Annotated in this window: 15 protein-coding genes and 2 pseudogenes; 5 read left to right on the forward strand and 12 right to left on the reverse strand. The window is 72.1% G+C overall.

What is annotated here, in order from left to right:
• Positions 1 to 118 precede the first annotated feature (118 nt).
• The gene (locus ACWGIU_RS05885) at positions 119 to 352 is read right to left on the reverse strand and encodes a hypothetical protein (RefSeq protein WP_453702824.1); all 234 of its coding nucleotides are present in this window, start codon (positions 350 to 352) and stop codon (positions 119 to 121) included.
• Between the two features lie 104 nt (positions 353 to 456).
• Here ACWGIU_RS05885 and ACWGIU_RS05890 point away from each other — a divergent pair, with 104 nt between their 5' ends.
• The 3 genes from ACWGIU_RS05890 (at position 457) to ACWGIU_RS05900 (ending at position 3,613) form a co-directional block, all read left to right on the forward strand.
• On the forward strand, positions 457 to 1,344 hold the full coding sequence (locus ACWGIU_RS05890; RefSeq protein WP_453702826.1) for a peptidoglycan DD-metalloendopeptidase family protein: 888 nt from the start codon (positions 457 to 459) through the stop codon (positions 1,342 to 1,344).
• 74 nt (positions 1,345 to 1,418) lie between these two features.
• Positions 1,419 to 2,192 (forward strand): FHA domain-containing protein, encoded by a 774-nt coding sequence (locus tag ACWGIU_RS05895; protein WP_453702828.1) that lies wholly within the window; start codon positions 1,419 to 1,421, stop codon positions 2,190 to 2,192.
• A complete protein-coding gene (locus ACWGIU_RS05900; protein WP_453702849.1) occupies positions 2,189 to 3,613 on the forward strand; it encodes a serine/threonine-protein kinase in 1,425 nt (474 codons plus the stop codon). Before ACWGIU_RS05895 ends, ACWGIU_RS05900 begins: the two co-directional genes overlap by 4 nt.
• A 222-nt stretch (positions 3,614 to 3,835) precedes the next feature.
• Here ACWGIU_RS05900 and ACWGIU_RS05905 read toward each other — a convergent pair whose 3' ends face one another.
• The 6 genes and pseudogenes from ACWGIU_RS05905 to ACWGIU_RS05930 form a co-directional block, all read right to left on the reverse strand.
• On the reverse strand, positions 3,836 to 4,717 hold the full coding sequence (locus ACWGIU_RS05905; RefSeq protein ID WP_453702830.1) for a TerD family protein: 882 nt from the start codon (positions 4,715 to 4,717) through the stop codon (positions 3,836 to 3,838).
• 47 nt (positions 4,718 to 4,764) lie between these two features.
• The gene (locus ACWGIU_RS05910; RefSeq protein ID WP_453702832.1) at positions 4,765 to 5,970 is read right to left on the reverse strand and encodes a vWA domain-containing protein; all 1,206 of its coding nucleotides are present in this window, start codon (positions 5,968 to 5,970) and stop codon (positions 4,765 to 4,767) included.
• Between the two features lie 119 nt (positions 5,971 to 6,089).
• Positions 6,090 to 7,370, reverse strand: a complete 1,281-nt coding sequence (locus tag ACWGIU_RS05915) for an AAA family ATPase (protein ID WP_453702834.1) — start codon at positions 7,368 to 7,370, stop codon at positions 6,090 to 6,092.
• 212 nt (positions 7,371 to 7,582) lie between these two features.
• Positions 7,583 to 9,025, reverse strand: a complete 1,443-nt coding sequence (locus tag ACWGIU_RS05920; protein WP_453702836.1) for a hypothetical protein — start codon at positions 9,023 to 9,025, stop codon at positions 7,583 to 7,585.
• Positions 9,026 to 9,307: 282 nt separating this feature from the next.
• Positions 9,308 to 9,615: pseudogene (locus ACWGIU_RS05925) on the reverse strand (transposase); the annotation flags it as partial.
• A gap of 174 nt (positions 9,616 to 9,789) precedes the next feature.
• A pseudogene (locus ACWGIU_RS05930) lies at positions 9,790 to 10,279 on the reverse strand (GNAT family N-acetyltransferase).
• 178 nt (positions 10,280 to 10,457) lie between these two features.
• On the opposite strand from ACWGIU_RS05930, the gene ACWGIU_RS05935 reads away from it, so the two are divergent.
• Complete coding sequence (locus ACWGIU_RS05935) at positions 10,458 to 10,886, forward strand: hypothetical protein (protein ID WP_453702838.1); 429 nt, start codon at positions 10,458 to 10,460, stop codon at positions 10,884 to 10,886.
• 279 nt (positions 10,887 to 11,165) lie between these two features.
• Entirely contained in the window at positions 11,166 to 11,699 is a 534-nt protein-coding gene (locus tag ACWGIU_RS05940; RefSeq protein ID WP_453702839.1) for a hypothetical protein, read from the forward strand.
• 7 nt (positions 11,700 to 11,706) lie between these two features.
• Here the strand turns inward: ACWGIU_RS05940 and ACWGIU_RS05945 are convergent, their stop codons facing one another.
• The 5 genes from ACWGIU_RS05945 to ACWGIU_RS05965 all read right to left on the reverse strand — a co-directional run.
• The gene (locus ACWGIU_RS05945) at positions 11,707 to 12,948 is read right to left on the reverse strand and encodes an erythromycin esterase family protein (protein ID WP_453702841.1); all 1,242 of its coding nucleotides are present in this window, start codon (positions 12,946 to 12,948) and stop codon (positions 11,707 to 11,709) included.
• 66 nt (positions 12,949 to 13,014) lie between these two features.
• Positions 13,015 to 13,986: an LLM class flavin-dependent oxidoreductase gene (locus ACWGIU_RS05950; protein ID WP_453702843.1), complete on the reverse strand. Its 972-nt coding sequence runs from the start codon at positions 13,984 to 13,986 to the stop codon at positions 13,015 to 13,017.
• Between the two features lie 10 nt (positions 13,987 to 13,996).
• Positions 13,997 to 15,781, reverse strand: a complete 1,785-nt coding sequence (locus tag ACWGIU_RS05955; protein ID WP_453702845.1) for an ABC transporter ATP-binding protein — start codon at positions 15,779 to 15,781, stop codon at positions 13,997 to 13,999.
• Positions 15,778 to 18,912 carry a lantibiotic dehydratase gene (locus ACWGIU_RS05960; RefSeq protein WP_453702851.1) on the reverse strand — a complete coding sequence of 1,045 codons (3,135 nt, stop codon included), beginning with the start codon at positions 18,910 to 18,912 and terminating at the stop codon, positions 15,778 to 15,780. The genes ACWGIU_RS05955 and ACWGIU_RS05960 overlap by 4 nt, the downstream gene beginning before the upstream one ends.
• Positions 18,913 to 18,917: 5 nt before the next feature.
• Positions 18,918 to 19,195 (reverse strand): lanthionine synthetase LanC family protein (locus ACWGIU_RS05965; protein ID WP_453702847.1); only part of this gene is annotated, 278 nt, incomplete at its 5' end.

The following is a 19,195-nucleotide window of genomic DNA, read 5'->3' on the forward strand; positions in this document are numbered from 1 at the left end:
AGCCTGCGGAGTCCGGTGCCGTGCCCGGCAAGGCGGGGGGCGCCCGCGTACTGCCCCGACAACGCGGCCGGGTCCGGTGCCGGACGCCGCGGGCCCGGCAAGATCCGAAAGAGACGGCCTACGGCCACCCGGCGGGATCCCGGTCGGGGGCAGGCTCCGCGCCGGCATCCGGGGACTCGGCGGGGGAGGGCACAGCGGCGAGCAGCGGGGTGCGCGCGGCGCACCGCTCCCTGAACCACACGGCCAGGCCGGAGCTGGGGATGCGCGACCGGCCGGAACTGACCCCGTACGCGATCCGGGCCGGGCTCATCGAGCCGTGGCCGCGGGGGCGGTAGCAGGCCGCCGCCCGCACCCCACCCTCGTAGCTACGAGGTGGCGCAGCCCGGGCCCCGACCCCAGCATGGCGCGGGAGACCGCCCGTCCGGGCGCCGTCCACCGGGGCCGGGAGGGGAAGACGTGCTGCGTAATCCGAGCAGGCTGTGGGCGGTGGTGCTGATGTGCCTGGCGGGACTGGTGCTGGCGGGTGCGCCCGTGCCGGCCTCCGCCTCCGCCACTGCTTCCGCCTCCGCCTCCGCTTCCGTCGCGGCGAAGCCGCCGTTCCAGCTGCCCTTCCCGTGCGGGACCACCTGGCAGCTGAACACCTGGGGCCACAACCCCGCGCTGGACATCGTGGTGGAGGGCAACACCGGCTCCGACGCCCTGCCCGTCCAGGCGTCCGCCGTCGGCACGGTGTCCGCCACGTACTGGACCAACGGCTCGGGAAACACCATCCAGATCAGTCACGGCAACGGCTGGTTCACGGCGTACTACCACCTGAAGGACGACCCGGCGACCTACGTCAAGAAGGGCGACCCCGTCCAGCCGTCCACGCGGATCGGCCGGATCGGCACCTCGGGCGCCTCGGAGTGGTCCCACCTGCACTACGAGCAGCGCTACCTGGCCTCGGGCGACTTCACCGACGAGAGCCACCGCGTGCCGGTCCACTTCGACGGGACCGAGTACTCGGGCGCGGCGAAGGAGTGGCCGGCCGTCACCAGTCGCAACTGCACCGGCACGCCGCCCCCGGCCTGGCAGGACTGCCCGCCCGGCCACGTCTGCTTCTACTCGGGGGCCGACGGCACCGGCACCGTATGCCGTTCCGCCGTCGACGAGCCCCGGAGCACGTGCGGTCTGCGCCGGTCCTTCTACAACAACGGCACGCCGCAGCCGGGTTACGACCACGTGCAGGTGTACTTCCTGGAGGGCGGCAGCGCCTGTCTGCACCGCGGCTGGGACGAGGGGCGCGGGAACCTTCCCGCCGGGGGCCGGACCATCGAGCGCTTCCAGTGGCGCGGCGAGTGCTGAAGACAAGCCATCGTTGTGGGAACGATTGATTCCGCTGGCTAACCTTCCCCTGCACCTCCGGGGAAGGAAGCAGCGTGAACAGCATCATCGTGGTTCCGGGGCCCACCATGCTCCCGGCCGCACAGATCCGCCTGGCACCGGGGCAGACCCTCCGGTTCGGCCGTGAGCCCGTCGGTCACCCGTACGGCGCCTCCGGGGGCGGCCCGCAGACCCTGCAGGTCCCCCACGCCGGCGTCTCCCGGTCGGCGGGGGAGATCACCGCCACCGCCACGTACTGGTCGCTCAGCAACTTCTCCCGCTCGGCGACGTACGTCGTCGAGAACCCCGAGGGCGCCGGCGAGCACATCAAGATTGCGCCCGGCCGGCTGGACGCACCGGTCCCGTTCGAATTCGCGCGGCTCGTCCTGCCCGCCGGTTCCGAACTGCTCACCCTGGACGTCTGGGCGCCGCGCCACGACTACGCCGACCGGGATGCCCCCGGCGAGCCCGACGGGGAACCGACCGTGGTTCCCTTCCCGCTCGACCGCTCCAGCCGGTACTTCCTGGTCCTCACCGCGCTCTGCGAGCCGAGGCTGCGCGGCGAACCGCACGCGCCCCTGCCCACCGTCGAGCAGGTGGTCGAGCGGCTGAAGCCGTCCTGGCCCGCGGCCAACCGCGCCGCCGTGCAGTGGAACATCGACTACCTCGCGGTCAAACTGCGCCTCAAGCCCGGCCCCGACACCGCGGAACCGGGGCCGCGGCTGGTCGGCAAGAAGGAGACCCTGGTCTCGCTGGCCCTGCGCTTCGACCTCGTCCGCGAGCAGGACCTGGCGGCCCTGCCGGCCGCCCCGACCGGTACCGCGCGCTGACCGGGAGAGCCGGGCACCCCGGCGCGCTCACCGTCCCGGCCGGCTACCGGGTCGGCCCCTGGGTGGTCGGTCACCTGCTGGGAGCCGGCGCCTTCGGCAGCGTGTACGCCGCCCTGCGCGCCGCACCCGAGCCGGGGCTGCCCGGCCGGGCCGCGCTCAAGGTCCTGCCGACCGGTACCCGTACCCCGCGCCAGTTACGGCACTTGAGCGAGCTCGCCGAGCGCGAGACCGAGGTACTGCGCCGGGTGCGCACACCCCGGCTGATCCGGCTGTACGAGGTGCTCACGGTCGACGACCCCGGTCGGCCCGAACTCGACGGCGCCACCGTCCTCGTCCTGGAGGAGGCCACGGGCTCCCTGGACACCTTGCTGGCCGACGGAGTGCCACGGTCCGGGCCCGCCCTGCTCGCCCAGGTCTGCGAGGGGCTGGGCCAACTGCACGGGGCCGGGTGGGTGCACGGCGACCTGAAGCCGGGCAACGTCCTGCTGATGGCCGACGGCACGGCGCGGCTGGGCGACTTCAACATGGCCGCCGAGCTGGAGGGCACCCACGCCTACTCCCCGGCCTTCGCCACGCCCGACTACACCCCGCCCGACCTGCTCTGGTCGGAGGTCGGCGAACGCGGTACGAAGATCCGCCCGACGGCCGACATCTGGGCCTTCGGGGTCCTGGCCCACGTCGTCCTGACCGGCGCGCTGCCGCTGCCCGGGGGCACCCCCGCCGCCCGCCGGGACGCCGCCCTGCGCTACGCCAGGGGCGAGGAGGAACTGCGCCTGTCCCCGGAACTGCCGGAACACTGGCGGGACATCGTCCGCGACTGCCTGGCCCGAAGACACGAGGACCGGGCCGCGCACACCGCGGCGTCGCTGCTGCGCAGGGTGGAGGCGGCGGCCGAACGGGCCCCCGTCCCGCCCGTCCCGCCCGGCCTGATGGCCCCGCCCGCCCCGATGGCCCCGCCCGATCCGCCCGATCCGACGGCCCCGGGCGTCCCCGGGCCACGACGGCGGCGCCGCGCGCTGATCGGGGTCCTTGCCGCGGCGCTCGCGGGCCTGGGCGCCCTCTGGGTCTCGGGCCTGTTCCACCTCGGGGACACGGCCGGGGCGTCGGGGTACGACCGGTGCTGGCGGGGAGCGGTCTGCTTCTTCTCGGAGGAGGACGGCCGCGGCGAGATGTGCTCCTGGGTCGACGGCGGCGCCGACTGGATCGAGGGTCCGGCCCCCTGCCCGTGGACGGCCCGCAGCGCACCCCGTTCCGTCTTCAACAACGGGTTCGACCTCCACGAGGGAGCGACCAAGGTCGACGTCCTCTACTTCGGCCAGGCAGCCCAGCAGGAGCCGCTGGGCTGCGTGAAGGTGCGTACGAGGACCAACTTGAGCGGCACCGTCCGGCCACGCTCCCACGCCTGGGTCCCGAACTGCTGAAGGCTCCCCGGGGGCTCACCAGGAACAGGACGGTCCCGCATCCCTGCCGGCCGACCGAGCCGTTCCAGCCAATCGCCGCAACTCCCTACCGCCTGATCGCCGCGAGTCCCCCGAGGACAGCGGCGCCGCCGACCGCGGGTCGAAGGACGAGGTGTGACCCCCGCCGCCGAAGCGCCCTGGCCGAAGACCGTCGGCCTGATGGGCGACAGCGGGGGATCCCTGCTATTCGACCTCGATGCCGTACCCGCGAACGAGTGCCTCAAGACCGTGGTCGTAGCCCTGCCCGACGGCGCGGAAGCGCCACTGTGGGCCCCGACGATAGATCTCGGGGAGGAGGAGGGTCCGTTCGCTGGTGGTGCCGTCGAGGGCAGCCTGTGCTGTCGCCTGCGCGTCGCTGCCCGGCGTGAGGGTGATCTGGAGGGCTCCGACGTCTCCGAACGTGGCGGCACCCTCGATGGCGGCGGCGATCGCGATCCTGTGGGCAGCGGGCGGAAGCGAGGCGACATCGACGGTGATGGTCTGCTCGGTCGGGCCGTCGCACAGGAGCCGGATGGTTCCGTCAGGGCTTTCGGGTGCGCCGTAGAAGACGAAGTTTTCATCGCAGGAGACCTGTTCGTCCTCATCGAGGACGAAGGCGACCACGTCGATCTCGCAGTCCGTCCGCTGTGCCCAGGAAGCACCGACATACCAGCGGCCGGCGGTGGGGAGGGCAGGGAGATCGAGGACCCCGCCACGGGGGAGAACCTCGGCCGATGCGCCGCCTGTGAGAGGGGCGCCGACCGGCTCGGGGGCTGGTGTCCGGAGCCATGCGGGTTCGTGGACCGGTAGTCCCAGGGAGGTGATACGAGCCATGCGGCGATCACCATCGCCGCCGGGCAGGAGCACGATGTCGGTGACGCTCGCCGAGAGGTTGATCGCGGCAGCCCCGCCCATCTCCACGACACGGGCTCGGGAGGCGGCCGCCTCCTCGTGGGAGCCACCGAGCACCAGGACCCTCCGTTGCCCGAACGGCTTCGCGACGAGCGTGGGCTCGGCCTGCCGCTCGGCCCGGACGGCGCGCCGACCGGGGAGCCGGCGCGCGGGCAGGTCGGCTCCTCGCGCCAAGCCTTCTCCGACAGCTGTCGGGTGGACGGGCGTTCCCGTCGCCTCACTCAGCCGATGGGGACGACGCGGGCCCACGTGGGCGGTATGTCAGGGGTGTAGTCCGGATCGTCCTCGTTCACGGTGCGGGGAGCACGGGGGAAAAGGCCGACGACCGTGCGGCAGGGCGGCTGCGCGGAGGGCCAGGGCGTCTGTCCGTCCGTCAGGGCGACGATCACGTCCGGGCGGGGGCGGGAGCGGAGCGCACGGGCGAAGCCGGACCGTAGGTCCGTACCGCCACCGCCGATGAGTTCGAGGTTCTCTGCCCGGCACAGCGGTACGGCGACGCCCGCTGCCGCGTCGCAGGAGATCACCGAAACCAGGTCGCGTCGCCCGCCCACAGCCCGTGAGATCGCCGCCACCTCCAGCAGCGCTCCGCCCAGCTCGGCGTCGCTCACAGATCCGGAGGTGTCGATCACGACACAGACCCGGGGCGGCATCCGGCGCAGGGTCGGCAGGACGACGCCTGGGACGCCGGCAGAGCGGCGGGAGGGGCGCCGGTAACTGTGGTCCTCGCCCGCCCCGGGGGCGCCCGCGGCCGCGCGGACTGCCGCGCCGAGCAACTGCCGCCACGGTTGCGGAGGGTGGAACGCCTCGTCCGCCCAACGCCGCCATCCCTCCGGAGCGTCCCCCGGCCGACCGGTGATCGCCTCAGCCACCCGGAAGCGCACCGCGTCGCGCTGTTGCGGGCTCAGAGCGTGCGCTCCTTCGGGCCCCAGCTCCCATGGCCGCGCGTGTCCGTCGGCGCCGCTGCCGCAGTCCAGCCATGCCAGCCCTGGTGTGCGGCCCGCCATCGAAAACCGCCGCAGGTATTCTTCCATGAGCAGCCCGTCGGGCAGGCCCAGCGTAGCTGGGAGCACCGCCCCGGCCGGTATCGTCAGGCCATCGCCGTAGATGTCGTCGTTGATCTCGAAGTCGGCCGCGACGTTCTGCCGCAGCCGCTGTCCCGGCCCTTGTTCCCCGTGCTCCCGGGCGTACCGCGCGCTGCGTTCGTGATGGTCCCGCAGCAGGTGGGAGACTTCATGCACCCAGACGCCCGCCAGCTCCTCCAGTGGCGTGCGCCACACGAAGGACGGGGAGACGTAGCAGCGCCAGTACGCGTCCACCGCCATGGTCGGCACCGACCGGTCCTCCACCACGTGGAGCGCGAAGAGCGCGCCGGCGAGGTAGGGACGGACGGCGACCGCGTGCAGCCGGGCGGCCAGCAACTTGTCCATGTCCAGCGCGGCTACGGGGCCGGGCGGTGGTCCGGCAACTGCGGGTTGCAGGGGCCGCGGCGGCGGGGGCGGCATCGGGCGCGGCAGCGGGCGCGGCCGCGGCTGCTTCACGGCCCCGGTCATCGGCGCCCACCCGCTGCGCCCTTGGCACCAGCGGCAGCCGCGGTACGGGTGACCGAGTCCTCCGCCCGCTGGGCGAGGCCGACCACCACCGCGAGGCGTTCCAACGACTCCGGGACCTCCCATCCGTCGCGCCGCAGCGCGGCCAGTGCCTTCGCCGGGGCGACCAGCAGATCCGGTGCGCCGGTCTCCAGCGCCCTGACCAGCACTGCCCAGCCTGCCTCCCAGCGCTCCCGCTCCGGGCGCGCCCCGACGGCGGCGACCACCGCTTCCAGCGTGGCCTGGCGCAGGTCGCCGCGCTCGGGCAGGTCGGCGGCGTCCGGGTTGGCCAGTAGCCAGTCCGGGTCGGGCAGCTCCATGCGGTCGATGTGGGCGAGCAGTTCGAGGCCGGGCCCATCCCCGACCGCACCTCGGACCAGCAGTGCCAGCACGTCCCGGGAGGCGGAAGCCGCCGTGCCGAAGGCGAGCAACGTCAATGCGGCCTCCCAGCTGCGAGGCGAGGGCCAGGCACCACCGCGCCGCGTCTCGGTGGTCGGCAGCCGGTGGATCAGCGTCGGCCGGGCGCTCAGGAAGCCGCACACCGCGCGGCGGGCGAACGCCACCGCCTCCGGCAGTTCCGCCGGGTCGAGCCGGGGCAGTTCCGCGCGCGGCCAGACCCCGCCGAGACCGCGCACCACTACGTCGCGGTCGTGCACCCAGTACAGGTGCACGAACCGGTTCGCCAGCGGCGGGCTCAGCTCCCAGCCGTCCGCGGCCGACGCACGCGGGTTGGCGGCAGCCACGATCCGTACGCCGGGCGGCAGTTGCAGCGCGCCAACCTTCCGCTCCAGCACGACCCGTAGCAGTGCAGCCTGGACGGCAGGCGTCGCGGTGGACAGCTCGTCGAGAAAGAGCAGCCCCCGCCCGGCGCGCACCAGCTCCACGGCCCACTGCGGCGGTGCCATGGGCACGCCGTTCGCCGCCGGGTCCTCGCCCACGATGGGCAGCCCGGAGAAGTCGGTCGGCTCGTGGACGCTGGCGATCACGGTCGTCAGCGGCAGATCGAGGGAGGCGGCGAGCTGGGTCAGTGCGGCCGTCTTGCCAATGCCGGGCTCGCCCCAGAGCAGTACGGGCAAGTCTGCCGCGACGGCCAGGGTGAGCGCCTCCAACTGTTCGTCGGGGCGCGACTCGGTGGTGGTCGTCCGCAGGAGGGCCAGGAGGTCTTCGGCGAGGGAAAACTGCGTGCGGCCTGCCGGGAGCGGCATGGGCACGGGCATGGAGAGGATGGTGCTGGAGGTCATGAGTATCACCTGGGTGTCTTCGGGGACGGCGGCCCGTCCTGGATGTCGTCGTTCAGCGGCGTACGGCGGCGTGGGCGCCGTACGGGCGGTACGCGCAGTACGTGCAGGGGTCGCGTTCGGTTGGCGGGGTGGGGTCCCCGGTCCGGTCGGTTGCCGGTGTGAGTCAGGTACGTGGAGCGTCGGACGAGGCCGTGCAGCCGACGGGGCGCTGTTCAGCTCTGCTGGCCGTTCCGGGGCCGGGCACGGCTGCCCAGCTTGCGGCGCAACTCCCACGGCAGACGGCGGTCGAGCCGTGGCCGGTAGCCCGTGCCCCAGGTCGGAGCCGCGGCGGGGTGTACCGATACCAGCCCCGAGCGGAAGAGCCCGTGGACGTGGCGGCCGGCCACCGCTGCTTCCAGGGCTTCCCGCAGGGGTCCTTCGCGCAGGACGGCGCCGGGGCCGAGGAGCCCTTCGACCACGGCCAGGGCCCCGGTCACGTCGCCGTGGCCGAGCCGCTCACGGACGGCGGGCAGCGCCTCAGGGCTGCGGTGCACCGTGTCGATCGCTCTCAGACAGGGGAGTCCAGGCCCTCCAAGCGCCATGAGGATTTGCTCACGGGCCAGTTGGGCCGGATCGTGGTCGACCGCCGTCAGCGTCCCGTTCCGCAGCGCAATCCGGTGGACCAACCCCAGGCACTCGACCCGGTGATGATCCGTGGGCCCGGAGACGGAGTCGTCCCCCGGCTTTCCGGGGCCGGGCACCGCCACCGGGCCGGAGGTGGGACCCGTGACTCCGGGGGCGGACAGCGCTGCCGCGACCAGCGGGTGCAGCCGTTCAACACGGACCAGGCCAGCTCGCAGCAACTCCACGTCCGGAGGCGTCCGGGCAGCGGCCTCCGGAAGCACCGGGAGCGCCACGATCTGCTGCGGCGGAAGAACCTCTCGTACCGGCCTGAGTACCGGGGCATGGCTGTCGTCGGGGGCAACGAGTTCGAGCACGAGGTGGCTGCGCCTTCCGAGCCGCACGGTGAGGGCCCCACGAGGACGGCCATCGGCCTGCAGGAGCAGTTCCGCCTCGTCGGCCCAGTGGTCCGGCGGCCACGAGGGGTCGCCGTCGGCGGGCCGGTACAGCGCGTCCGCGCCGCACCTCTGTGCCAGTTCGGCGCTACGCGTGGCGTCCCAGAGGTGGCGGTGCAGGTCGAGACGGAAACGCCGGTCGGGGTGGGGGTGTGGATGGTGCTCGGGTGCGCCGTCCCGCGATTCGTCCCAGAGCGCCAGGGACATCCGCTGGCCTGCGTCCGCCCAGGCAGGCGGCGTCCGCACGACGAGCTGTGGCGCCGCAGTGCCCGGGACGCCGTAGCGGGCAAGCGAAAGGGTGAGGCCGGGCCGGAGCCGCCCGTCGGGGGCGATCCGGGGCATGTTCCAGCGCAGCAGATCCGGCGCCAGTCGACGCAGATCGGCCCGGAGGCGGATGGTGAAGTCGGTGCCGTGGCGATCGCGCACGGCGCGCAGATCGAGATCGACATCGATCCGGGCGGCGGCGCAAGCCCCCGCCCAGTCACCAGCCGCACGGCGCGTGGCCGCGTTCTCAATCATGGACGGTGGCACGGCGTAATCGCGTACGCGCTGCCACATCAGAAGGCGAGCGGGAATCGGTTCCGCGAAGTGAGTTGCCATCAGCACTCACCTTGCGCGGACGATTCCCCCAATCCGAAGAAGGGGAAGTTGTTCATCACCGGCATCATAAGCACCTCCCGGATGATCTGTCAGCCATAAATTCTGAGGTGCCGCGCCTATGGCGTCTGGCAGCTCCCTGGACCTGGCCGTCGTCCACTCCTTGGCCCAGCTCTTCGTCCCCCGTATCGCGATGTGCTACCTGTTCTTCGTTCTGGAGGTGCCCCCGGCTACCGGCTAGGCCGGGTAACGAGCAGTTGCGGTCGGCTCAGGGGCCGCGTGCTCGCCCCGGCCGACCGACAGGACGTGCATCTCGGAACCCGGCTTACCCCGGTCCACGGGGGCTCGGACCTGTGAGTTCGCGCCCCTTTTTTAGCCCTGACGTGGGCGGAGTCGGAGTCCAGAACCACGCGGGAGAGGTCGAGCAAGCCGGCGTCATCGAGCCGGTACAGGATCTTCTCGTGCAGGCGGCCCCAGACGCCGGCTCGGGACCAGATCGGGAACCGGCGGTGTGCGGTGGACTTCGATATCCCGAAGCATGGCGGCAGTGCTCGCCAGGCACACCCCGACACCAGCACGTAGATGATCGCCGAAGCCCAACGACGCCTCACCACATAGGACACGGTCCAAGTGCGTGCCGGGTCACGCACGGGCAGGGCGAAACTGGATGCGGATGAGCCACTCCGCGATCCGGAGGTTTGGCCGGATCCGAGGAAGAAGCCTCCGCCATGGCTGACGAACGTGGAGGGTGGCACCCGTGGCTGAGCCTACGAGAGCTCCTTCCGCATCAACGTGCACATCGTTTCGTAGCGGCGCAACGATCCATCAGGGGCTTGTTCGTCCCACGAGTCCGGCCGGCCGTCGTATGCGACATAGCCCAGTCGCTGGTACAGAGCACACGCCCCGGGGGTTGCTTTCCTCCACAGCCAGCTCGGCCTGCCGCAGACCGCGGTCCCTGATTCGCAGTTCTGCTGCTTCGACAAAGAACGTGCCCATCCCACACGACTGCAATGCGGGGTGCACCGCCAACTGCCACAAAGTGCCGACGCCCTCCCTGATTCGGTAGTCGACGCCGACCTTCGCCACAGGTATGTCCGTCGCAGGGCAGACCGCCAGGTAGTCGACCTCACCCGTCCGGGCACGTTCCAACTGCTCGGCGACGCCGGCCAAGTGGTGGTCGGATCCCGCCCACCCACAGAACGCCAGGTCCGCATGCACCACATCACGGACTGACAGCTTCAGCACAACGCTGATCATCTTCAGTACCTCCGTCAGTCGGCATCCACGCCGATCGCACGTGGCGCAAAGCCGTTTCCTCAGCCCGCGTCCCTGGCTCAGCGGCACTCAGGCAACCAGACGACCCCTGCTACTGAAAGCGATACGTACGGGACAGCCCTTACTGTGGGTGTTCCTCCCGAAGTTTGAAGGGTAAACCTTGATGGAAATGGTCGGCTTTTATCGTGAAATGCAGCCTGAACCCCAGGGTGTCTTTCACGAGTCCATTCGAGACAAGGTGAGAAGCGAGGCTCCGTACCCCAAGGCGGAGATCAGGAAGTACCTCGCATCCGGCTACCCCGTCTTCGACATCATGGAAACGACGCGGGACGTCGTCGGAGGATCGTTCACGGTGGCCGGCGGTTCCTCTTTGCTGTCCGACGGGCGGTTCGTCTGGCGTGCCGATCTCGCCGAGTACGTCGACACCTACAACCTCGAACTGCCGGGAGAGTTCCTCTCCTTCGCCGCCGAGCACGCGTTTCGCGTACCCGCCGCGAGCCACGAGACGCTGCTCGGCATCTCCGTGGCGGCCGGGCGGGCGCTCGGCTTCCGCGTGGACACCGGCGCCGCGCCCGGCGACGGGACGTGATCGGACGAGTTCGCCGTCCGAGCGGACCGGGACGCCGGTGATGCAGACGGTGCACGGGGGGCCGGACGGGCTGCCACAGCCATGCGCGCTTCTTGAGGTGACGTACAGGCTCGTGCGGACCACCCGGTCGACGGACCCGATCCAGCCGCTCCCGGACAGGACATCCTCCCCGGATCCACTCCGGCGCCCCGGCCGCCTCTGGCCGGAAAGGGAAGCGGCCCTCCGCGTCCGGACGAGACTGGGGGAAGACGATCACGATGAGCAGGAGGCAAGGTCCCGATGAATCCGTACGCGTACGTCCCCGCCGACGATCCGCTCTTCGGCGCGGTCCGGATCGAACTCGACCACGAGGCCGGGACGCTGGGCGTGAGCGGGGACGGTCTGCCGCCGGTCGAGATCCGCCGGGCCCCGCACACCGTGCCGGAGAGCCACGTGCCGATCGGGACGCGCGACCCCGAGCGCCTCACTCTGCTCGTCGACGGCGCGGAGGAAGCCCTGCGGCCCTCCAAGGGATTCCTGACCCGGCGCTCGTACCGGGTCGAGGTCGTCTCACGGGCGCGGGAGTGCCGCTATCTGCTGGTTCCGGACTCCCTCGGCACCAGCCGGCTGCTGCGAGACGAGCGGCTGCTCGGCGTCTTCACATCGAGCGGCGACGGGCGCGTGTCGGCCGACTGGGAGGCGGCGAGCGAGTCCGAGGGTGCCCGGGACCCGTATGACGCGTCCGTGGGGTACGGGCTCGCCGCGGCATTCGGCACCGGTGCCGAACCGATGTGGCAGCTCACTCTGAACGCCGCCCTCGACCTGTGGCCGTGAGAGAACCTCAGTCCTCCGCCGGGGGCAGCAGGTGGGAGCAGGTCGAGCGTGCTACGAACGCGATGCCGTCGTAGTCCTCGGCCGGGACGAGCGGGGCGGTGTTCAAGCGGTAGAGGAACCGTTGGACGTTGGCGCCGAAGCTGCGCTGCGCGTGCTGGGCGTGCAGCCAGGGCGCGGCGTCGGCGGCGGAACCCGCGGCGCGGAGGTCCGCGTAGTAGTCGCCGGGTACGGCGTGCGTGAGTCTGGCCTCCAGGGAGCGCAGGCCGGTGCCGATGCGGTGGCGGGCCGGCGGACGCTGGAGGTCGTTGCCGCGGCGGGCCAGGAAGGAGCCCTTCCCGAAGAGGAGGGCCAGCGCGTAGTAGGCGTCGCCGTACTGTTCACGGAGTCTGCTGCCGAGGGCCGGCACCTGGTCACCGTACGTGCTCTTCGCGATGTGCCCGTTGTGTGCCCAGACCATGACGCGCGCCTCGGGGTCGTCGTCCACGACCCGTGCGACGGCCTCGGCCATGTAGCGGTCACGCACGGCGTACAGGCCGTCCTCGCCGGCCGCGGCTTCGAAGGGCCGGGTCACCAGGTCGGCGGCGCGGACGAGGATCCGCGCGTGTTCCAGAGCCTCGTCGGCGTCGTCGCCGGGACCCGACCGCTCGACGTGGTCCGCGATGAGACGGGCGATCTCCTCGGCGCGCCGCAGCAGGGCCTTGTCCGGGTCCGGAAGGGAGCCCGGGCGGGCCCGCGCCAGTACCTCCAAGGCGCCCACGCGCCCGGCCCGATCGGGCGCCGTGCGGCGCATGAAGGCGTCGACGGCCTCGACCGAGTCGGCGCAGAGCTGGGGGTCGGTTCCCACGAAGCGGATCCGGCGCCCTTCGGGCAGGCCGCTGTTGTGGGCCCGCAGCCACTCGACGAGGTCGACCATCTCGCGGGTGCGCCAGGTCCAGAAGCCCAGCCTGGCGACGAGCTGTTCGGGGGAGCCCGTACCGTGCCGGACGTACGCGTCGAGCGCGCGGGCGGCGGACTGGCTGGCCTCCATGGCGAGGGTGGTGAACCCCTCCTCACGGACCAGGAACTCCACGATGCGGTGCTTCAGCCGGAAGAACTCGCCCGTGCCGTGCGTGGATTCCCCCAGACCGACGATCCGTGTCCCCCGCAGGGCCTCGCCCAGGGGTTTCAGGTCCTCCACCGGCGCGCCGGGGGCCAGGGTGCTCAAGGGGTGGGCGTGCTCGTCCAGCCATCGGGCGATGTCGTCGGGCACCGTCCTGCCTCTCCTCACCGTGTGCGGAGGGCGGCACGCGGTCATGGCCCGGCCTCTCGCACCTGTTCATGGGTAGTTCGTCGCCTCCCGGCAGGCCACGAGGATCTCCTGGAGGTCCCGTACGGCGTCCGGTCGGCCATGCTCGGAATACACTCCCGCGACGTTGACGACAACTTCGTCCACCCCCGCCCGATCGTATTCAGCCAGCTGCGCGGCGATGTTCCCGGGCGTGCCGTAGAGGAAGACTCCGGAGTCGACGAGGGCACGGGCGCCGAGGCCCGGGCGGCTGTGGTGGACGCGCAGCCCTGCGCGGCGCAGCATGTCGCAGTAGTGCGGCCCGGCGAGGTGGACGTGGGCCGCCGCGAAGGCGAGCCGGTAGGCGTGGCGGCCGGGGCGGTCGACGGCGGCGTGCACGACGGTGACCATGCGGGGCACCGGGCGGCCCGACTCGGCCGCGCCCTTCGCCATGGCGGGCAACAGGGTGTCGCGGACGTACCCGGGCGGGGTCATCCAGCTGATCGCCGCGTCCGCCGACCGGCCCGCGGCCCGCGCGAGCGTCGGACGGAGCACACCGAGCCCCGTCTCCACTCCCGGATGCGGCAGGCCCGGCAGACCGATGGAGGCGCCGATGCCAGGTCCGGCGGCTCCGTCCGCCGTCCCGATCAGGCGCCGCACCTCGGTCAGGTATTCCACACAGGCATCGCGGGGGCTGTCGTACGGCTTTCCGTGCAGTCCGGCGACGACGTCGGGGGTCGCGGGACCGAGTCCGAGGGTCGTGCGGTGTCCGGTGAGGACGGACAGGGAGCGGGCCTGGATCGCGGCGTCCAGCGGATGCCTCAGCGGCATGAGGGCGACGCTGGTCCCGACCGGGACGCGGTAGCCCATGCCGGCCAGGTAGGCGAAGACCTGCTGGGTGTCGGCACAGAGGGACTGGCCCTGCCAGAGGCGCGCCGCGCCTCCGTCGCGCACGAGCGCGGCGAAGGAGGCGACGTGCCGGGGGTCCGTCGGCATGGCGGGGTACAGGACGGATACGCGCATCACTCGGCCTTCAGGGGGACGCGGCTTCGGTCAGGTAGCCCGAAGCCTGGATACGGAAGAGCCGGGCGTAGACGCCGTCGGCCCTCAGGAGGTCATGGTGTACGCCGTCCTCGATGGCCTTGCCGTTCTCCAGGACGACGATCCGGTCGGCCATCCGGACCGTGGCGAAGCGGTGGGCGATGACCAGGGAAGTGGCGCCGTGGGCGACGTCCTTGAGCCGGCCGAAGATCTCCGCTTCCGCTTCCGCGTCGATGGCGGCCGTCGGCTCGTCGAGGACGACCACGGGAGCGCGGCGCATGAAGGCCCGGCTCAGGGCTATCTTCTGCCACTGGCCACCGGAGAGCTGGTGGCCGTCCTCGAAGTGACGGCCGAGCGTCGTGTCGTAGGCACGGGGCAGCGCCTCGACGAACCCGTCGGCGCCGGCGGCCCGTGCCGCCGAGGCGACGCGCGCGGTGTCCTCGCGGGCTTCGACACTGCCGAAGCCGATGTTGTCGCGGACGGGCAGCTCGTAGCGGATGAAGTCCTGGAAGATGACGCCGATGTGCCGTTGCAGGTCGTCGAGGTCGTACTCCTCGATCGGGACGTCGTCGATCAAGATCTGGCCGCTCGTCGGTTCGTAGAGCCGGGTGAGCAGCTTGACCAGCGTCGTCTTGCCGGAGCCGTTCTGCCCCACCAGCGCGACGCATTCGCCCGCGGGCAGGATGAAGCTGACGCCGTCCAGGACGACACGGCCGGTACCGGGGTACACGAAGCGCACGTCGCGGAACTCGATGCCTTTGCGGAGCGTGTCCGGGAACGGACGTGTGCCGCCCTTGATCTGACGCTCGGGCAGGGCGAAGAAGTCGAAGAGATTGCCGAGGAACAGGCTGTCCTTGTAGAGCGCGGCGATGCCGAGCAACATGCCGTGGGCGGAGACCTGGATCGAACCGACGGCCTGGAGGTAACCGGCGAGCTGGCCGACCTGCCCGGCCTGCGTCGTGGTGTGGATCGCCCAGAGCACGGCGCCGGAGGAGGCGGCGACGCTGAGGAGCCCGAGGACGCCGCCGAGCACGGACTGCCGGCGGGCGAGACGGCGGTCGACGTCGAAGAAGGTGCGGATGAGCCGGGTGTAGAGGTCCACCAGGTGCGGGCCGAGCTGGAAGAGGCGGACCTCCTTGTAGGAGTGGTCGGTGGTGGTGAGGTGCTGGTAGTAGTACACGCGTCGCCGGTCGGCGGTCCGGTCGTACTCGATCTCGTACGCCCTGTGGCTGAAGAGCATGTACGAGACGACCGACGGCATGGGCGAAAGCAGGATCACCAGGGCGATCCAGGGGCTCCAGGAAAACAGCACCACGCTGACGGTCATCAGGGTGACCAACTCCCTCGCGACCTCCAGGAGCTGGGTGAAGACCTGGTAGACGCGGCCTCCGCTGCTCTCCTGGAAGGCGCGCTGCATCTTGTCGTAGACCTCGGCGTCCTCGTACTGCTGCAGGTCGAGCATGGTGCCCTTGCGCATCACCCATTCGCCGATGCGTGCGGTGAGTTCGAGCCGCAGGAGGGTGTCGAGGTACTGCAGGAAGGTGCCCAGGACATGGCTGGCGAGGCCCACCCCGAGAAGGCCGGCGCCCGCCATGAGCGCGGCCCGTCCGGCGTCCCGGTCGCCGGCGACGGCGTCGGCCACGCCCTGCACGGCGGCGGCGACCAGCCCGATCTGCGCGGCCGGTATGAGGGCGAGGAGGAGGGAGACGCCGGTGAAGGCCGATACCCGCAGCGGGCTGAGCCGCCAGAACAGCGTGCTCACGCGCAGCCAGATCATCGGTCCTCCCTCGCCTTCGCGGCCGCCCGGCCCCGGACGGCGCGCCGGACATGGGCCCACAGGACATGGCTGCGGGCCTCCCGTTGGAGGTCGATGGGGAGGAGCCGGTTGATCTGCATGTGCGCGAGGGCGGCGAGGATCGCGTCTTCGGAGCCGACCAGGAGGCCACGGCGGGCCGCCTCGCGGACGGCTGCGGCCGTCTCGGCGACGGCGGGGGCCTGCGCGGCGAACGTCTCCTGGAGGAGGAGCCGGTGGGCCCGCCCTTCCTCGTGCGGGTCGCGCTCCCACGGGCTGAGGAGTTCGCACAGGTAGGCGCGGTGTTCGCGGAACAGCGTCCGGGTGTCCCGGACGACGGACTCCTCCTGGCCGCCGGTGTGGTGGGTGAGCGCGCCGCCCGGCGGCACGCCCCACTGGGTGTGGAGGGTGTCCAGGGCGGCGACGGCGAGGAACTCGGGCCTGATGTCGGGCTGTCGCGACAGCAGCAGGGCGGTGGCTTCGCTGTTCGCCGCGAAGAGCCGCTCGGCCGTGTCGAAGACCTCCGGTCCGCCGTAACGGGCGATCTCCGGTGCGTATCCGGTGAGTTCGATGTCCCGGGCGAGTCCGCGGGCCGCGAGATCGCGCCCCCACGCGGTGACGCGGGTGAGGGTACGGTCGGCGTCGGTGCCGCGGACCCGCAGGCGCAGGTGCGGGAAGGGGTCGGCGTAGCGGATGTAGAACCAGCGGTCCAGGAGTCCTTCGCGGCCCAGTCCCGCGACGAGGTCGAGCAGCGGGCCGGCGATGATCTCGTCCTGCCGCTCGGGTGCCGCGTAGACCTTGAGGAACGTCCAGGCACCACCGGGCAGATGACGCTTCACGGGCACCTCACGGCCTTGCCGCGGCACGGGAGCGCGGGTGACGCGTCGCGCGTCGCGGGCGAGGACGGGCACGACGACCTCGGCGGCGTAGCGCTCGCCGTCGGCGTCCTGGAGCCACATGCCGTCGAACGACGGCAGCATCTCATGGAGGACCAGGGTGCGGCGCGCGTTCAGCTCCGCTCGGATCTCGGCGCGGCAGGCGGGGTGGTCGAGGTCCAGCAGCAGCCGTTGGTCGGATTCGACGAGGTAGACGTGGCGGGGCACGTTCCAGCGGCGGCGCCAGCCGTCGAGGTCGTCGAGCGGGTGCGCGGACGGTGTGCCGGCTGCGGGTGCCGCGCTACCGGCCCGGCCGTGCGCGTCCGGGGTGTCCGTGGTGGCGGGTCCTGCGGTGAGCCGCCACTGCGCGGGGCGCAGGACGATCTGCCCGCGGGTGACGCGCGGCAGGAAGGGGGCCGCTTCGGCGGGGCCCCAGTGGAAGCCGGAGGGCATGACGCAGCCGTCCTGGGAGGCCTCGAGCAGGAATCGGGCCACGTTCGGCGCCATCGTCGGGCTGAGCATGTGGTGCTGGGCGACCACGACCTCCCGGTCGAGTTTCCGGGACCACAGGTGGAACCGGTCCCCGCTGACGCCGACGAGGATGTCGTCGAGCGGGAGGACCTGGTCCGGGCCGACGGACGGGGCGGTGTTGACGGGGATCTCGTACGGCCGGACGGCGGGGCGCAGGGTGATGTTGGCCGCCCGGCCGTACGGGGGCAGGAACGCGAGCTCCGCGTAGGCGACATCGGGGAAGAGCGCCTCCTCGGCGCGGGCGTATCCGCGCAGCCGCTCGGAGGTGCGCTCGCCCAGCAGCTCGCTGAAGCGCCCGAAGGTGCGGCCGCCGTAGGTGAGACTGTCGTAGCGCAGGACGGCCCGCCAGTCGCCCCGGTCGAGGGCGGCGCGGTCGGCGGCGTGCAGCTGGAGGTACACCTCCATGGCGGGCGGCGGGTCGGGCACCGGCCCGCGCGGGGCGAGGCGCTCCAGCCAGGCGTCGGTCAGCTCGACCTCGGAGGACTTGTCCCACCAGGCCTGCTGGGCGAACTCGACGAGCAGGGCGTCCAGCCGGGCGGTGTGCTCGGGCGTCGCCGCCGGCAGTTCGATGCTGCGCGGCGGATTGGTGTAGGTCGGCGGGGCGTCGAGCCCGGTGTCGGGGCTGAGCAGAGCGAGCACCGGGATGCGGGTGCCTTCGCCGTAGCGTTCGGTGAACTCCTCGCGGTAGCGCGTCAGGTGGTTGCGCCTGCCGTGGGCGGCGCTCAGGCGCACCAGGACGCCGACGGCCTCTGCCGCCGCCTCGCCGATGGACGCGTTCAGGACGGGCTCGTCCAGATGCAGCGCCGTGTCGGCCTGGTAGGAGCGGCCGTCGTGTCCGGGGACGAGATCCCGCTGTGCGGCGGCGAGCCGGCGCAGGGAGGCGGCGTCGTCCGCCAGGTCGGCGAGGTCGGCGACGGCGCTGAGCCGTTCGGCCGTCTCCTGTGCGGCGGGGATGCCGGTGAGCCTTTTCAGGACGTGGTGTTCGGGCCGCTCCGCGGTCTGCGGTGGCCTCAGGTCGCTGATGAGGAAGCCGAGGTCCCACATCTGCCGGACCAGGCCCTCGACGGTCTCGGCCGTGACCTCGGGGAAGGCGGCGGCGAGTTCGGCGGTGATCCGCTCGTACGGGACGGGAGTGGCGGCGGTCCGCATGACGAGCTCGACGGCGGGTGTGGCCCGGATGCGCACGCTGCGGGCGTCGTGCCGGCCGTACTTGTCGGCCTGCGGCAGGACCACGCGGTCGCCGGCCGTGTCCGCCATCGGGTTGAGGACGAGCCGGAGCCTGCGGAGCACGTCGTCGGATTCGTCGAGGCGCTTGATCAGCCCGAGCAGCCAGCCCATGTCGGCGCGCACGCGCAGCCGGTGCTGCTCGGGCCGGCCGAGCCGGGCGGTGGTGGCGGGGCCGAATTCGCCCATCGCCACACCGGAGAAGGCCCCGAAGGGGGTGGGCCGGGTCGCCATGCGCGTGACGTAACGCAGCAGCCCGGAGTGCAGCCGGCGCAGGCGCTTCTCGCCGAGGTCGCCGATCCGGTCAAGGCTGTCGGTCATGTCCTCGCTGGCGACGAGCAGAGCGCGCGTGACGTCGGGACGGCGGGCGAGGTCGACGAGGGCCCGCGGGGTGTTGTCGGGGTCCGCGGTCACGTCGAGCCAGGTGCGGGCCGGCAGGGTCGGGGAGCGCAGGAGGAAGAAGCCGACGGGCTCGTACAGGGTCATGGCGGTCACCGGCCGAGGAAGGCGCGGAACCATGCGGGCCGCCGGTCGCCGGTGGCGGCGAGCAGCGTGAGCGCGACGCCGGTGGCACCGGTGAGGAGTCCCGGGTCGTCGACGGGTTTGCCGGGCTCCTCCAGGTCGGCGAAACCGAGCGGGCGGTCCGGCTCGTGGCGGTCGAGGAGGTCCCCGACCAGGTGCGGCAGGTGCGCGCGGGCGACGGCGCTCCACGGGGCGAACTCCAGAGTCAGCACGACCAGTCCGGCGAGACCGTGGCAGAGGGTCGGTG

The organism is Streptomyces sp. NPDC054840 (assembly GCF_053611065.1).